This window comes from Kocuria sp. CNJ-770 (assembly GCF_001942375.1).
Taxonomy (GTDB): domain Bacteria; phylum Actinomycetota; class Actinomycetes; order Actinomycetales; family Micrococcaceae; genus Kocuria; species Kocuria oceani.
This window is the reverse complement of record NZ_MKJW01000100.1, coordinates 65,864-79,782: the sequence shown is the minus strand read 5'-3', so window position 1 is coordinate 79,782 and position 13,919 is coordinate 65,864. Positions and strand designations below refer to the sequence as shown.

Below are 13,919 nucleotides of genomic sequence, written 5' to 3'. Positions count from 1 at the left end.
CGCGGGAGGCCGCCGACGGGCACCCGCACCACCCGCGGGTCAGGCTGCCGCGTGGGGCGCGCCCATGCCGCGGTCCACCTGGTGGGGTCCCGCCGCCGAGGGCCGGACGTCGAAGTCGAAGATCGCGGTGGGGATGTACACGGTCGCGCACGAGTTGGGGATGTCCACCACCCCGGAGAAGCGGCCCTCGATCGGCGCGGCGCCGAGCAGCAGGTACGCCTGCTCCGGGGAGTACCCGAACTTCGTGAGGTAGTCGACCGCGTGCAGGCAGGCCCGCTGGTAGGACAGCTGCGCGTCGAGGTAGCGCTGCTCGCCGTCGAGGGTCACCGACGTGCCGGAGAAGGAGATCCACTCGCTGTACTGCGGGTCCGTGTTGCCCGGCAGGAAGATCGCGTTCTCCGAGACCCCGTAGGTCTCCATCCCGCCCTTGATGACGTCCACGTGGAAGTCGATGAACCCGCCCATCTCGATGGCGCCGCAGAAGGTGATCTCACCGTCGCCCTGGGAGAAGTGCAGGTCCCCCACCGAGAAGTTCGCGCCGTCCACGAACACGGGGTAGAACACGCGTGTGCCCTTGGTGAGGTTCTTGATGTCCTGGTTGCCGCCGTTCTCCCTCGGCGGGGCGGTGCGGGCGGCCTCTCCTGCCACCCGGTCGACGTCGGAGTCCGGGACCCCGCCCAGCAGCGCGTCCTGCGGCTCCGGGGGCAGCGCGAGGGGCGGGACCCGGTCCGGATCGGTCGCGATGAGCGCGCCCTCGCGCTCGTTCCACCGTGCCAGCAGCTGCGCGGAGGGCGCGGTCCCCATCAGGCCGGGGTGGACGATGCCCGTGAAGGACACCTCCGGGACGTGCCGGGAGGTGGCCGTCTGACCGCGGAAGTCCCAGATCGCCTTGTAGGCGTCCGGGAACCGGTCGGTGAGGAAGCCGCCCCCGTTGGTCCTGGCGAAGATCCCGGTGTAGCCCCAGCCCTGTCCGGCCAGCGGCCCGGAGTCCTCCTGCGGGATCGGCCCGACGTCGAGGATGTCGACGACGAGCAGGTCGCCGGGCCGGGCCCCCTCCACCGCGAACGGGCCGGAGAGCTTGTGCACGGTCCGCAGCGGAGCGTTGAGGACGTCCTCCGCGGAGTCGTCGTTGATGATCGCGCCGTCGAACCACTCCCGGCAGTGCACCCGGAAGGTGTCCCCGGGCCGCACGGTCGCCACCGGAGGGATCTCGGGATGCCAGCGGTTGTGCCCGACGAGCTGCTGGTCCTCGAAGGACCGCGAGGAGTCGAGGGGAAAGATGAGATCCGGCATGACGTGCCTCCTGGCGTGCGTGGCGGACGGTGCGGTGCCCCCTCAGGGGCGGGGAAGTCTGCGGTGGAGGGGGTTCGTGCTGTGCCGGGCGGGCCGCCGGGGCCCGGACGGCAGGGCGGCGACGACGTCCGGTTCGCCCGCGGTGGCCTCGGTGCGCTCGATGAGCCGTGCCTCGGGGGACCCGGCCCGGGAGAGCCCGGGCGCGCCCAGCAGCCGGCGCGCCGCGGTCCCGCACTCGGGACAGGACGCCTCGCGCCCGGCCGCGCCCATCCCCAGCAGGAGCTCGAACACCCCGCACGCGGGGCAGCGGTACTCGTAGAGCGGCATGCGCGTCACCTCTCGGCGCCGGGACCGGATGCCCCCGACCGTAGCGCTCGGCCCCGGTCCCGCGGAAGGGCGCGGACCGAGTGGCCGCGGAAGATGACGCGGCCGCGCCCGGGCCCGCCGGAGGGGCAGCGGCGGCTCAGCGGCGGCTCGGTGCGACGTTGAGGTTGAGCCGGAACAGGTTGCCCGGGTCGTAGCGGTCCTTGAGCCGGACCAGCCGCTGCAGCTTCTCCCGCCCGTACACCTGACGCACGGCCCGGTCCGCGTTCCCCGGCACCGCGGAGTCGGGACCGAGGAGGTTGAGGTACTGGCCGTGCTCGGCGAACGGCTGCAGCTCCGCGTGGACCCTCCGGGTGAACGCGGTGAGGTCCTCGTCCTCCGCGGGGTCCTGCCGGACGCCGTGGGACGTCACCCAGTACGGCGCGGAGCGGTTGGGGAAGGCGGTGGCCTCCTCGGCCACCCGCCCGAACGCGCCTCCCAGGCGGTGGAGGTCGAGGCCGGCGCCCCGGTCGGCGATCCCGGACGCCAGGCGGACGACGACGTCGACGACCTCGTCGTCCAGCCGGCCGAGGGGCAGGTTCTGCCAGCGCCCGCGCGAGCCCTTCGGGAAGGCCCCGTCCCGGGCGCTCTGCCAGTCGAGCCACGGCACCGCCGCCACGTCCTCCGCATCGGGCGGGGCGTCGACCCGCAGCTCGTCGACCAGGGCCCGGCCGGCGACGTGGTCCTCCGCGACCCAGCAGAACCGCACCGCCATCGCCGGCTCGTCGCCGGCCGCGTCCCCCGGTGGCCCGAGCCCGAAGGTGACGATCGGGTTCAGCTCGTCGGGCAGGTCGTGCGCCCACCGGGCGAAGGCCCGCAGGGCGCCCGTCCAGTGCGGCCGGCGGTAGCGGAGGCTGCCCGCGAGCACGAGGGCCGGCATCCTGCGGGCGCCGAAGGTGAAGGAGGACACCACCCCGAAGTTGCCCCCTCCCCCGCGCAGCCCCCAGAACAGCTCGGGGTTCTCCTCCTCGCTGGCGTGCAGGTGGTCCCCCGTGGCGGTCACGACGTCCGCGGAGTCGAGGTTGTCGAGGGTCAGCCCGTTGCTGCGGGTCAACCAGCCCATGCCCCCGCCGAGAGCGAGGCCCGAGACCCCCGCCGTGCTGACCGCCCCCAGCGGGACCGCGAGCCCGTGGGCCGTGGTCGCCCGGTCCAGAGCGCCGATGGTGGTGCCCGGCTCCACGCTCACGAGCTGGTTCGCCGGGTCGACGACGATCTGCCGCAGCCGCCCGAGGTCCAGCAGCAGGCAGTCCTCCATAGCGCCGGAGCCGGCCACCCCGTGCCCCCCGCCGCGGACCGCCAGGGGCAGGCGCATGCGCTGCGCGGCGGCCACCGCGAGATCGATGTCCTGCACGGAGCCGGCCCGCACGACCGCTCGGGGGCGGACGTCCAGCAGGCTGTTCCAGAACCGCCGGGCGCGGTCGTAGTCGGGGTCCCCGGGTGCGACCAACCGACCCGTCAGCCGTTCCGCCAGCTCCCGGAGCGCCCGGGCCGTCGTGTCCTCCGGGACCCTCCGGTGCGTGGTGCTCATCGCCATCACCCCCGCGCGGAAATGCGAACACCGGCGGCAGAATTCTAGTGCGCCCCGGAGCCGTCCGGGCCGGGGGCCGCGTCACTGCTGGATAACTCCGGGCCGCTCCCGGGAACGCGCACGGACCCGGCTCCCGGTCAGGGGGCGGGGACCTCCGCACCGGTGTCGCCGACCGGCGCCGCCGGGCCGGTCGCCTCGCCCGACCCGCCGTTCCCGCCCTCCGCACGGGGCTTGTCGGTTTCCCCGGCGGGCACCTTCACCGTCCGGGCGGCGGGTCGTCGCGGCTCCTCGTCCTTCTCGTTGATGAGACCGTCCCCGTCCAAGTCCGGATCGACCTCGTTGCGCAGGCCGTCGCCGTCCAGGTCGGGGTCGACGACATCGAGGAACTCATCGCCGTCAATGTTGTCGTCGGCCTCGTTCAGGATCTTGTCACCGTCGATGTCGTCCTCGTCGATGTCGAAAGTCCCGTCCTTGTCGGTGTCCCGCGCCGTGTCGGCCACGACGGGAGCGACTCCGGGTTCAGGGGTCGGCGAGATCCCCCCGGGAGCGGTCGGTGTCGGGGTCGGAGTCGGGGTCGGGTCCGGCGGCGTTGCCGGAGGCCCCGACGGCTTCGTGCCGGGCTCCGGGGCAGGCTGGACCTCAGGCGCCGGCAGAGTGGTCGGTGAGGGAGCTGGCGGCGGCAGCTGTTCTGTGCCCGTCGGGGGCACCGCCGGGACGGGAGGTATTCTCACCGGGCCGTCGCCGGTCTGCTCCGGCACGGGAGTCCCCGCTGCCGGCGGCGTGGACTTCGTCGACTCGGCGGCCTTGTCCGCAGCGGCCTTGTCGGCAGCGGCCCGCTTCTCGGCGGCCGCCTTCTGCTGCGCGGTCTTCTGCTCCGCCGCCTTGTGCTCGGCGGCCACCCTCTTCGCCTCGGCCGCCTTCCGATCCGCTACCTTCTTCTCCGCGGATCTCTGCTCGGCAGCCTTCTTCTCGGCCGCCTTCTTCTGGGCAGCCTTCTGCTTTGCGGCGACCTTATCGGCGGCCGCCTTCCGGTCCGCGGCGGCCCGCTCGTCGTCGGTCTGCGGGACGGGGACCTCCAGGGAGTACTTGCTGCGGGACGCGGGGATCACGCGCATGCCGTCGACCCAGTCGAAGGACTGCGGGTCCACGGCCTGTCCGTCCACCCAGGTCTCGAAGTGCAGGTGCGGGCCGGTGACGCGGATGCCCGTGGCCCCGACCGCGCCCAGCTGCTCGGAGGCGGCCAGCCGGTCCCCGACCCGCACCCGGACGTCCTCGAGGTGGTTGTAGGTGGTCTTCAGCCCGTCCGCGTGGGTGACCTCCACGCGGTTGCCGCCCCACACGTCCCAGAACACGGCCGTCACCTCCCCGTCCAGGGCCGCCACGACCGGCAGACCCGGCGGGGCGGAGACGTCGGTGCCGTTGTGGAACTCCCGCCCGCCGCGGTCGGGGGCGATCCGCCAGCCGAACTGCCCACCGGGCAGCACGACCCCCGGGGACGTGGGGGCGATGAGCGTGTTGACGGGCAGCTCCCCCTGGTAGAGCCGCGGCGGCTGCCGTCCGGGGCGCACGGTGGAGACCCCGTCGCGGCCGCCCTCGCCGCGGCCCGCCCCCTCCCGCCACGATCCCTCGCCGGCGCCGCCGTCCCGGACCGGGGAGACCGAACGGACCTCCCGCAGCGGCCCGGCTGGCTGCGGCTGGCCGGGCCCGGCGGCCATCAGGCTCCACCGGCTCTCGGTCCGCTCCACCTGTTCCGCGGCCTCCGAGGGCGTGCCGAAGGCCGAGCCGCGCGCCGGGCCGGCGTCCGGGGCGATGCCGGAGCTGACCGCCACGCTGACGGCGACCAGCGCCGAGAACGCGGTCAGGGCGGTGACCGGCGAGGCGGCGCGCCGGCGCAAGCCGGCGGTGGACGGACGGTGAGAGGAGTTGCGGGGCATGACGGTGTTTCCCCCAGGGAGTCGCCGACGGCGACGGCAGGAACGGAGCGGCGGAACGAGGTGCTGGGACCCAGCGTGCTCAGCTTAAGCGAACGGACGGTGACCACCGAGGAAAGGGCCGTCCCCACATCGGCGCCTTGTCACACAACGTCTCGATGCAAAGACAACCGCTTGGACCGGCGGCGCCGGTCCGCACGGGCTCCCGGCAGCCGTCAATACGGCCCCGACCACCCGCCGTCGACCAGGCCCCGGACGTAGGCGGCCTGGCCGAGGTGCTGGGCGGCGTCGTCGACCGTGCTGACCAGGCGCACGCCCCGGGTGACGGGCGGGTCCCAGGACCGGTCCACGACCTCGTCGAGCTGCGCGTCCGTGAGGCCGCGCACGTAGTCCACGGTGCGCTCGACGACCGCGTCGAGATAGCCCTGGAGCAGCTCCGCGGACGGCACCCGGACCCGCGCCACGTCCTCCGGCCGGTGCCCGAAGCCCATCGAGGAGTCGGGCAGACGGAGGCCGAACCGTTCGTTCCAGCCCTGATCCGTCCACACCTCCTCGGTGCCGGCCAGACGGGCCACCTGCGCGTCCTGCTGCCGGGCCGCGTGCCAGACCAGCCACGCCACGGAGTTGGAGGTCCCGCCGGGCATGGTGTGCAGCACGCCGAGGGGGATGCCCTCGAGCACCTGCCGCGCCACCTGGGACGGGCGGCGGGCGGCGTCCTCGAACAGCTGCTGCGGCGTCATCGCGATCGCTCCTTCCGGCCCGGGCCGGGACGGGCCCTGTGTGCCGAGCCTACGTCCGCGGCGGCCGCGGCACGCCCGGGGGTCACGGCGGCCGCCGCAACAAAGCGGTGACTTCCCAGGTCGGGGCACGGGCCGGAGTCCACGGTCCTACCCTGGAGGCCGGACGTCCCCGAGCCGGAGGCGGATCATCCGATGACAGCACCACGCACAGCGCAGACGATCACCCGCCCGTTCCTGGGGACCGGACCGGCGGTCCGGGCCGTGGCGGGGTCCGTGTCCTCCACGGCCGCCCTGCTCGCGGAGCGGCGCCTGCACCAGCCGGCCGGCCACCGGGGAGCGCGCCTGGACTTCGCCGACGGGACGGGCTCCCGGGTCTACCGCGAGACCACGGTGGACGGCGAGGACCCGCGTGAGCCCGCCGTGCTCGTCGTCGTCTTCCGGCTGCGCGCGGTGCGGGGCCGGGGGCACACCCTGTTCCGGTGGGAGAGCGAGCTCAACACCCCGCTGTTCGCGGGCTTCCCGGGGTTCGTCTCCAAGCTCTGGCTGGCCCACGACGACCGGGGCCGCTACCGCGGCGTCTACGAGTGGGACGGCCCGGAGCGCGCCCGCGCCTACGTGCAGGCCCTCGGGTGGGTGCTCTCCCTGGTCAGCGAGCCGGCGTCGGTGCAGGCGGTGGTCTTCCCCGGGCTGCACCGCGACGAGGTGCTCCAGGAGCCGGAGCTGGTGGCGGGCCACGGCGCCCCCGCGTGGAGCGTGCTCACCGCGGTGGACCCGCCCCCGGGGCCATGACCCCGGGGGCCGGGGCGGAGGCCCCCACCGACGTGCTCGTGGTCGGGGCGGGCACGAGCGGCCTGGCCCTGGCCCTGCAGGCCCACGACTGCGGGGCACGGGTGCGGGTGGTCGAGCGCCGGACCGAGGAGTTCCGCCCGTCCCGGGCCCTGATCCTGCACCCGCGGACCCTCGAGGGGCTGCGCCCGCTCGGGGTCGCCGACGAGCTGCTCAGCCGCGCCGACACCGCCCCGGTGGTGGACCTGCACCTGGGTCCACGGGTGGTCACGGCCCGGCTCGACGACGTCACGCTGCCGGGCACCGCGTTCCCGCACCCCGTGCTGGCCCGCCAGGCCGAGGTGGAGGCCGTGCTGCGGGCGGCCCTGGCCCGGCGGGGCGTGACCGTGGAGCGGGGCACCGAGTTCGTGGGCCGCAGCGGGGAGCGGGCCGTGCTGCACCGCGACGGAGCGCTCGAGGAGGCGTCCTTCCGCTGGCTGGCCGGATGCGACGGGCCGGGCAGCACCGTGCGCGCCGCCGCCGGGGTGACCTGGCGCGGCCGGCCGTACCGGCAGGAGATCCTGCTGGCCGACCTCGAGCTGGAGGGCCTGCTCCCGGGGCGGGCCCACGTGGCGGCCGCGGCGGGAGGACTGGTGTTCCTCTTCGCGATCGGCGAGCGGGCGCCGTGGCGGCTGCTGGCGACCACCCGCTCCTCACCCTCCGGGGCGCCGTTCGGCCAGCCGGGCCCGCCCGTTCCCGAGGAGGAGCTGCAGGCCGTGCTCGACGCCTCGGGGCTGCCCGTCCGCATGCTCCGGGCGGCCTGGTCCTCCCGCGTCCGGCTCCAGCACCGCCTCGCCGGGCGCTTCCGGGAGGGCGACGTGTTCCTGGTGGGGGACGCCGCGCACGCCCACTCCCCCGCCGGCGGGCAGGGCATGAACACCGGCATCCTCGACGCGCTCAACCTCGGCTGGAAGCTGGCCTGTGCCGTGCCCCCGGTTCCCGGGGGCCCGGCGCAGGAGGTGCTGCTGGACACCTACGAGCAGGAGCGCCGCCCCGCGGACCGGCTGGTGCTGGCCCTGACGCACGTCCTGTTCTGGGGTGAGGCGGGCACCGGTCCCCTTCCCCGCGCCCTGCGCGGCCGTGTCGCCCCGCTGGCCGCTCCGGCCGCGCCGGCGCTGCTGGGGTGGCACCGGCTGACGGCGGCGGGGATGGGCGTGCTCGCCCAGTTCCACGTCCGGTACCGGGGCAGTCCGCTCTCCGTGACGTCGGGGCGGGTGCACGGCACGCCGCGGCCCGGGGACCGCCTCCCGGACGCGCTGGTGCGCTGCGGCGGCCGGGCCGTGCGGCTGCACGGGCTCACGGCGGCGCCGGGCTTCCACGTCCTGCTGGAGCGCTCGGCCCCGGGGCTGGACGCCGCGGCCCTCGGCGCGGGGCCCGGCACGCCGGGGCCGCGGGTGCACGTCCACCGGCTCGAGGACCGCCCGGGCGAGGGCGGCACGGTGGTGCGCCCCGACGGTCACGTGGGGCTGCGGGCCGGCCGGGTCGACGCCGAGCTGCTCAGCGCGTGGCTGGCCGCAGCACGCGGGCGACCGTGAGCCCGGCCAGGGCGACCAGCACGGTCATGACGACGGCCGTCCAGTGCATGCCCGCGGTGAACGCACCGAAGGCGGCGTCCCGCACGGCCGGGCCCAGCGCCCCGGCGCCTTCGGCGATCTCGACGGCACCGCCGAGGGTCTCGTGCGCGGCGGCGGACGGGCCGGCGCCCAGGGCGGCCGGCAGGTCGAGGTGGCTCTGGTAGAAGGCGGTCAGCAGGCCGCCGAGCACCGCCGTGCCCAGCACCGCGCCGACCTCGTAGCCGGTCTCGGAGATCGCCGAGGCCGCGCCGGCCTTGTGCGGCGGAGCGGCCGTGAGCACGAGGTCGTTGGACAGCGTCTCGGCGAAGCCGATCCCGGTGCCGACCAGGCAGAAGGCGGCCAGGGCCACCAGGAGCCCGGCCGGGGCGGACAGGTCCGCCAGGGCGACCACGAGGAAGCCGGCCGCGGACACCAGCATGCCCGCGGTGATCACGGTGCGCGCCGAGAAGCGGCGCACCGCCCGCACGGCCAGGAAGCCGGCGAGGACGGTCAGGGCCAGGCCGGGCACCATGGTCAGACCCGCGGCCATCGGGTCGAGGCCGACCACGAGCTGCAGATACTGGGTGAGCATGAACAGGAACCCGTAGAGGCCCACGTTGCCCAGCACGTTGACGGTCACCCCGCCCGTGAACTCCGGGGACCGGAACAGTCCCAGGTCCAGCACCGGGTGCTCCAGGGTCGCCTGGCGGCGGACGAAGAGCAGACCCGCGAGCACGCCGAAGGCGCGCTGAGCAGACCGTGGAAGAGCTCGCCGGAGGCGGTGGCCGCCTTGATGCCGTAGACCACCGGGGTCAGCGCCAGCATGGCGAGGAGCACGGAGGGCACGTCCACCGGCCCGGGCGCGGGTCACGGGACTCCGGGACCAGCAGCGGCCCCAGCACCAGCAGCGGGACCAGCACCGGCACGGACATCAGGAACACCGAGCCCCACCAGAAGTGGTTGAGCAGGAAGCCGCCGACGACCGGGCCCAGCGCCGCGCCCCCGCTGAACCCGCCGGCCCACACCGCGATGGCGATCCGCCGCTGGGCGGGGTCCAGGAAGATGTTGCGCAGCAGCGACAGGGTGGCGGGCATGAGCATGGCGCCGAAGAGGCCCATGGCGGCCCGCCCCGCGACGAGCGCCTCGGCGGTGGGCGCGAAGGCCGAGGCCGCGGAGACGGCGGCGAACCCGGTCCCGCCGATCAGCAGCAGCCGGCGCCGGCCGATCCGGTCCCCCAGCGTGCCCATGGGCACGAGCAGGCCCGCGAGGACGAGGGGATAGACGTCCACGATCCACAGCAGCTGCTCGCCGGTGGGACGCAGGGACTGGGAGATGGTGGGCAGGGCGAAGCTCAGCGCGGTGTTGTCCACCGACACGAGCAGGACAGGCATCATCAGGACCGCGAGCGCGGCCCATTCGCGCGCGCCGGCCGTGGGGCGGGGCGTCAGCAGAGTGGTCATGGTTCACCTCCGGGGGTCGGATCGGGTCGCACAGCTCCGTAACTGTACCGTCTAGACGGTACAGTTATTGAGGGGCTGGCACAATGGGCGGCACATCCGATCCAGGGAGGTCTTCCTCACATGCCGCGCCCACCTGCGGCCCGGGACAAGCTCCTGGCCGCCTTCGAGCAGCTCGTCCTCGCCGAGGGCGAGCGCGCCGCGACCCTCGACGCCGTCGCCGGCGCCGCGGGGGTGTCCAAGGGCGGGCTGCTGTACCACTTCCCGCACCGCCGGGCCCTCGTGGACGCGACGCTGCAGCGGCTGGAGGAGCTGCTTCAGCTGGACCTCGAGGCGATGGCCGCGGCCCCGGAGGGCGCCGCGCGGTACTTCCTCGTCACGTCGCTGTTCGAGGACAGCCAGCTCGACCGGGCCCTCGTCGTGGCCTCCCGGCTGGCCCAGTCGGGGGACGAGAACGCCCGGGCGAGCCTGCAGCGGCTCGGGGAGGCGTGGTACGCGCTGGTCCTCGCCGACGTGGGTGACCCCGTGGTCGCCACCGCCGTTCAGCAGATGGGCGACGGGCTCTACCACAACGCCTCGATCGGGCTCCTCCCGGACGGCAGCGCGCAGCGGCACACGATCCTGGAGAACCTCCTGGCCGTGGTGGACCGGCTCAGTCCGCGTTCCTGAGGCCCGCGGCGCGGGCGGCACCGGCGGCCGTGCGCAGGGCCACCAGGATCCGCCGGTGCGTCTCGGCCCGGCGGTGCCCGTTGCGCGGCGACGGGTGCGGGACGCCGAGCACCGGCAGCAGCCGCTGCGGTTCCGCCACGGTGAGCAGCCGCATCATCCCGGTCAGCGCCGGGGCGCCGAAGGTCACGACGACGCGCAGCTCGGGCAGGGCCGCGAGCAGCTCCCGGAGGGCGGGCTCCGCCTCCGCGAGGTCGTCGGTGCGCGGCGGCCGGTGCCGGCCCGCCTCGTCGTGCAGCGCCCAGGGCACCACGTTCCAGCGCAGGTAGTCACCGCGCGCCAGCCCGGACTCCTCGCGCAGGGTCTTGAACAGCCGGGCGGTGGGGCCGGGGTTGTCCTCCGAGCTGAAGCCCAGGTCCCCAGCCGCCACGGTGGCCGGGCCGGGTGCCTCCATGAGCGCGAGCACGCGGGTGCCGGTGCCGCCGCCGTCGGGGTCGACCCACGGCACGAACCGGCCGCCCGCCCGCCAGCTCCGGACCAGCGTGTTGAGCGGGGCCACGTGGGGCTCGTCCACGCGGGCACGCCGGTCCTCCCCCGCGCTCATCCGCCCTGGGCCCCGCCCCGTGCCCTCGCCCGGAGGCGGGGGTGGGGGCGGACGTGCTCCGGGCGCAGGCCCAGGCCGATGAACCGCCCGGCCAGGTGCGGCAGGACGGGCAGCGCCCGCACCAGGCCCACCGGCAGCGGCGGCTTCGGGGGGCCGCCCCCGGGCCGGGGCACGAGCCGGCGGGCCAGCACGAGCTGGAACAGCTGGGTCACCCGGGCCGGCCACGCGCGCCGTCGCTGCACGCGCGCCAGGTCCCGGGTCCGCACTCCCCCGTCCCGCAGCCGCGGTCCGAGGAGGTTGGCCGCGGCGACCGCGTCCTGGATCGCCAGGTTCACGCCGACCCCGCCGGCGGGGGACATCGCATGGGCGGCGTCGCCGAGGAACAGGATCCCGGGGCGCCACCAGCGGCGCAGCCGGTCCACCCGGACCCGCAGCAGCCGCACCTGGTCCCAGCCCTCGAGCGAGGCGAGGCCCTCCGCCAGCGCCGGGGCGATCCCGCGCACGCGCTCGCGCAGGGCCTCGATGCCCTGCTGCCGCAGCGCGTCGTGCTGGCCGGCCGGGATGATCAGCGCCGCCTGCCAGTACTCCCCCCGGTTCAGGGCGACCACGGCGCCGTCCCCGGCGTTGAACAGCGGCGCCTCCCGGCCCGGGACCCGGGGCACCCGGAACCACAGGACGTCCATCCGCGAGGGCGAGGCGACCGGCCGCAGCCCGGCGGCCTCGCGCAGCACGGAGTCCCGCCCGTCCGTGGCCAGGACCAGCTCGGCGCGCACGTGCACGGGCGCCCCGGCGCGGTTGCGTGCGGTGACGCCGACGCAGCGCCCGTCCTCGACGAGCAGGCCGTCGGCGGGCGTGGAGCGCAGGAGCCGGAAGCCGGGCAGCTCCGCGCCCCGGTCGGCGAGGAAGTCGAGGAAGTCCCACTGCGGCATGAACGCGATGAAGGGGCACCGGACGGGCAGGCGGTCGAAGCGGCCGACGACCACGCTCTCCCCGCCGAGCCCGATGGTCGCCCGGTCCACCCGCGTGTGCGGCAGGCGCAGGAAGCCGTCCAGCCAGCCGAGCTCGGCCATCAGCTCCGTGGTGGAGGGGTGGATCGTGTCCCCGCGGAAGTCGCGCAGGAAGTCGGCGTGCTTCTCGAGCACGACCACGTCCACGCCCTGGCGCGCGAGCAGCACCCCGGCCATCAGCCCGGCCGGGCCGCCGCCCACCACGCAGCAGGTGGTGGTGACGATCTCGGGAACGGCGTCGTCCATGCAGGAAACGCTACGCGCTCTTGGCCCGCTCGTGCACCAGCAGCCCGTCCTGCTCCTCGATCAGCCGCAGGGACAGCTCCTTGTAGCCCACCGAGTCGAACAGGACCGTGATCCGGTCGGGCTCCGCCCCCATCACGATCCCGTGCCCCCACTCGCGGTGGCGACCGGGGTCTGGATCTCCCAGCCGTGCGGCGTGGCGGCGGCCCGCTCCTCGGCCTCGGCCGCGGAGCCCTCCTCCTCGCACTGGTCGCAGTTGCCGCACCACCCGTCGGTCTCCTCGCCGAAGTAGTTCAGCAGCCAGTCCCGCCGGCACCCGTCGGTCTCGGCGTAGCCGCGCATCATCTCGATCCGGGACCGGTCGATCCGGTGCTGGGACTCGGCCTCCTCGAGCGCGGCGGCCACGGCGGGGCCGACCTCGGCGCCGGGGGCGGCCCGGTAGCCCCGGCGCCGGGCCCGGACGCCGCCGCTGTGCTCGAGCAGGTGCAGGGCCCGGGCCTGGGCGCGCGGACCCAGGCCGGTGTGCTCGCGCAGCTCGGACGCGCGGACCGGCCTTCCCGCCGGACGGCCCGGAAGACCTTCTCCAGGTCCTCCGGATCGGGGGCGGCACCGGCGAAGTACTGCTGCAGCCCCAGGTCCTCGGAGCGGTAGTGCAGCTCGGCCAGAGCGGGCGCGCCGTCCCGGCCGGCCCGCCCGATCTGCTGGTAGTAGCTGTCCAGGGAGTCGGGGATGTCCGCGTGCACCACGAAGCGCACGTCGGGCTTGTCGATGCCCATCCCGAACGCGGTGGTGGCCACCACCACGTCGAGCGCGTTGTCGAGGAAGCGGGCGTGCACGTCCTCCCGCTCCGGCTGCCGGCGCCCGGCATGGTACGCCTCGGCGCGCACCCCGCGCTCGCGCAGCTCGGCGGCGTACTGCTCCGTCTCCCGGCGGGTGGCCACGTAGACCAGGCCGGGCCCGGCCAGGCCCTCGACCTGCCGGAGCAGGGCCCTCCGCTTGTCCCCGGACCCGTGGTGGCGCACCACCCGCAGCTCGATGTTGGGCCGGTCGAAGCTCTGCACGATCACCAGCGGGTCGCGCATGCCCAGCCGTTCCACGATCTCCGCGCGGGTGTGCGGGGAGGCGGTGGCGGTCAGCGCGACCACGGGCGGGTGCCCCAGGCTCTCGACGGTCTCGCTGAGCACGAGGTAGTCGGGGCGGAAGTCGTGGCCCCACGAGGAGATGCAGTGCGCCTCGTCCACCACGAACAGGGACGGCCGGTGCGCGGCGAGGCGCTCCACCGTCTCCTCGCGGGCCAGCTGCTCGGGGGCGAGGAACAGGAACTTCGCCTGCCCGTCCTCCACCGCCGCCCACGCCGCGCGCTCGCGCCGGGCGCCGACCCGGGAGTTCACCGCGAAGGCGACCTCCGCGCCGAGGTCCTCGTTGATCGCCTCCACCTGGTCGTGCTGCAGGGCGATCAGCGGGGAGACCACCACGGCGGTGCCGGGCAGGGCGGCGCCCACCACCTGGTAGATCGCGGACTTCCCGTGGCCGGTGGGCATCACGGCCAGCACGTCCCGGCCCCCGGCCGCCGCCTGCATGGCCTCGGGCTGCCCCTCACGGAGCTCCTCGATGCCGAAGCGGGACGCGGCGACCTCTCGCAGCAGCCTGTCCGTCCGGTCCATGGTGTCCTCCTGGTGTGTCACGGGTGCTCCGCCGGCGCGCCGGGG

General features: G+C 75.3%; 13 protein-coding genes and 1 pseudogene. 3 read left to right on the top strand and 11 right to left on the bottom strand.

Annotated elements, in window-relative coordinates; all coding sequences use genetic code 11:
* Nucleotides 1-39 precede the first annotated feature (39 nt).
* The 5 genes from fmdA to BJF77_RS11045 all read right to left on the bottom strand — a co-directional run bounded on the left by fmdA (nt 40) and on the right by BJF77_RS11045 (nt 5,855).
* The gene (gene fmdA / locus BJF77_RS11065) at nt 40-1,293 is read right to left on the bottom strand and encodes a formamidase (protein ID WP_075872195.1); all 1,254 of its coding nucleotides are present in this window, start codon (nt 1,291-1,293) and stop codon (nt 40-42) included.
* Nucleotides 1,294-1,335: 42 nt separating this feature from the next.
* The gene (locus BJF77_RS11060; protein ID WP_075872194.1) at nt 1,336-1,620 is read right to left on the bottom strand and encodes an FmdB family zinc ribbon protein; all 285 of its coding nucleotides are present in this window, start codon (nt 1,618-1,620) and stop codon (nt 1,336-1,338) included.
* Nucleotides 1,621-1,756: 136 nt separating this feature from the next.
* On the bottom strand, nt 1,757-3,184 hold the full coding sequence (locus tag BJF77_RS11055) for an FAD-binding oxidoreductase (RefSeq protein ID WP_075872193.1): 1,428 nt from the start codon (nt 3,182-3,184) through the stop codon (nt 1,757-1,759).
* A gap of 137 nt (nt 3,185-3,321) precedes the next feature.
* A complete protein-coding gene (locus BJF77_RS22355) occupies nt 3,322-5,118 on the bottom strand; it encodes a M23 family metallopeptidase (RefSeq protein ID WP_075872192.1) in 1,797 nt (598 codons plus the stop codon).
* A 212-nt stretch (nt 5,119-5,330) separates the two neighbouring features.
* Nucleotides 5,331-5,855, bottom strand: coding sequence for a DinB family protein (locus BJF77_RS11045; protein ID WP_047801599.1), 525 nt, complete (start codon nt 5,853-5,855; stop codon nt 5,331-5,333).
* A gap of 192 nt (nt 5,856-6,047) precedes the next feature.
* Here BJF77_RS11045 and BJF77_RS11040 point away from each other — a divergent pair, with 192 nt between their 5' ends.
* Nucleotides 6,048-6,644, top strand: a complete 597-nt coding sequence (locus BJF77_RS11040; protein ID WP_047801598.1) for a hypothetical protein — start codon at nt 6,048-6,050, stop codon at nt 6,642-6,644.
* Nucleotides 6,641-8,215 (top strand): FAD-dependent monooxygenase, encoded by a 1,575-nt coding sequence (locus tag BJF77_RS11035; RefSeq protein ID WP_075872191.1) that lies wholly within the window; start codon nt 6,641-6,643, stop codon nt 8,213-8,215. Before BJF77_RS11040 ends, BJF77_RS11035 begins: the two co-directional genes overlap by 4 nt.
* On the opposite strand, the pseudogene BJF77_RS11030 reads toward BJF77_RS11035, so the two are convergent.
* A pseudogene (locus BJF77_RS11030) lies at nt 8,178-9,693 on the bottom strand (MFS transporter). The gene BJF77_RS11035 and the pseudogene BJF77_RS11030 sit on opposite strands and share 38 nt — an antisense overlap.
* A gap of 120 nt (nt 9,694-9,813) precedes the next feature.
* Here BJF77_RS11030 and BJF77_RS11025 point away from each other — a divergent pair.
* Nucleotides 9,814-10,359 carry a TetR/AcrR family transcriptional regulator gene (locus BJF77_RS11025; RefSeq protein ID WP_047801595.1) on the top strand — a complete coding sequence of 182 codons (546 nt, stop codon included), beginning with the start codon at nt 9,814-9,816 and terminating at the stop codon, nt 10,357-10,359.
* Here the strand turns inward: BJF77_RS11025 and BJF77_RS11020 are convergent.
* The 5 genes from BJF77_RS11020 to BJF77_RS11010 are packed head-to-tail and all read right to left on the bottom strand — an operon-like array spanning nt 10,343 to nt 13,895.
* Nucleotides 10,343-10,930: a uracil-DNA glycosylase gene (locus BJF77_RS11020; RefSeq protein WP_158041245.1), complete on the bottom strand. Its 588-nt coding sequence runs from the start codon at nt 10,928-10,930 to the stop codon at nt 10,343-10,345. The two genes, BJF77_RS11025 and BJF77_RS11020, sit on opposite strands and share 17 nt — an antisense overlap.
* A gap of 26 nt (nt 10,931-10,956) precedes the next feature.
* A complete protein-coding gene (locus BJF77_RS11015; protein WP_075872189.1) occupies nt 10,957-12,213 on the bottom strand; it encodes an FAD-dependent oxidoreductase in 1,257 nt (418 codons plus the stop codon).
* 10 nt (nt 12,214-12,223) lie between these two features.
* Nucleotides 12,224-12,346: a hypothetical protein gene (locus tag BJF77_RS22665; RefSeq protein WP_369821395.1), complete on the bottom strand. Its 123-nt coding sequence runs from the start codon at nt 12,344-12,346 to the stop codon at nt 12,224-12,226.
* The gene (locus BJF77_RS22660; protein ID WP_369821394.1) at nt 12,346-12,615 is read right to left on the bottom strand and encodes a RecQ family zinc-binding domain-containing protein; all 270 of its coding nucleotides are present in this window, start codon (nt 12,613-12,615) and stop codon (nt 12,346-12,348) included. Before BJF77_RS22660 ends, BJF77_RS22665 begins: the two co-directional genes overlap by 1 nt.
* Complete coding sequence (locus tag BJF77_RS11010; RefSeq protein ID WP_369821393.1) at nt 12,552-13,895, bottom strand: ATP-dependent DNA helicase RecQ; 1,344 nt, start codon at nt 13,893-13,895, stop codon at nt 12,552-12,554. Before BJF77_RS11010 ends, BJF77_RS22660 begins: the two co-directional genes overlap by 64 nt.
* Between the last annotated feature and the right edge of the window lie 24 nt (nt 13,896-13,919).

What these genes read in the sequence shown, in the direction of transcription:
- fmdA (WP_075872195.1), bottom strand. Translation starts at nt 1,293, where the DNA reads ATGCCGGATCTCATCTTTCCCCTCGACTCCTCGCGGTCCTTCGAGGAC.
- BJF77_RS11060 (WP_075872194.1), bottom strand. Translation starts at nt 1,620, where the DNA reads ATGCCGCTCTACGAGTACCGCTGCCCCGCGTGCGGGGTGTTCGAGCTC.
- BJF77_RS11055 (WP_075872193.1), bottom strand. Translation starts at nt 3,184, where the DNA reads ATGAGCACCACGCACCGGAGGGTCCCGGAGGACACGACGGCCCGGGCG.
- BJF77_RS22355 (WP_075872192.1), bottom strand. Translation starts at nt 5,118, where the DNA reads ATGCCCCGCAACTCCTCTCACCGTCCGTCCACCGCCGGCTTGCGCCGG.
- BJF77_RS11045 (WP_047801599.1), bottom strand. Translation starts at nt 5,855, where the DNA reads ATGACGCCGCAGCAGCTGTTCGAGGACGCCGCCCGCCGCCCGTCCCAG.
- BJF77_RS11040 (WP_047801598.1), top strand. Translation starts at nt 6,048, where the DNA reads ATGACAGCACCACGCACAGCGCAGACGATCACCCGCCCGTTCCTGGGG.
- BJF77_RS11035 (WP_075872191.1), top strand. Translation starts at nt 6,641, where the DNA reads ATGACCCCGGGGGCCGGGGCGGAGGCCCCCACCGACGTGCTCGTGGTC.
- BJF77_RS11025 (WP_047801595.1), top strand. Translation starts at nt 9,814, where the DNA reads ATGCCGCGCCCACCTGCGGCCCGGGACAAGCTCCTGGCCGCCTTCGAG.
- BJF77_RS11015 (WP_075872189.1), bottom strand. Translation starts at nt 12,213, where the DNA reads ATGGACGACGCCGTTCCCGAGATCGTCACCACCACCTGCTGCGTGGTG.
- BJF77_RS22665 (WP_369821395.1), bottom strand. Translation starts at nt 12,346, where the DNA reads ATGGGGGCGGAGCCCGACCGGATCACGGTCCTGTTCGACTCGGTGGGC.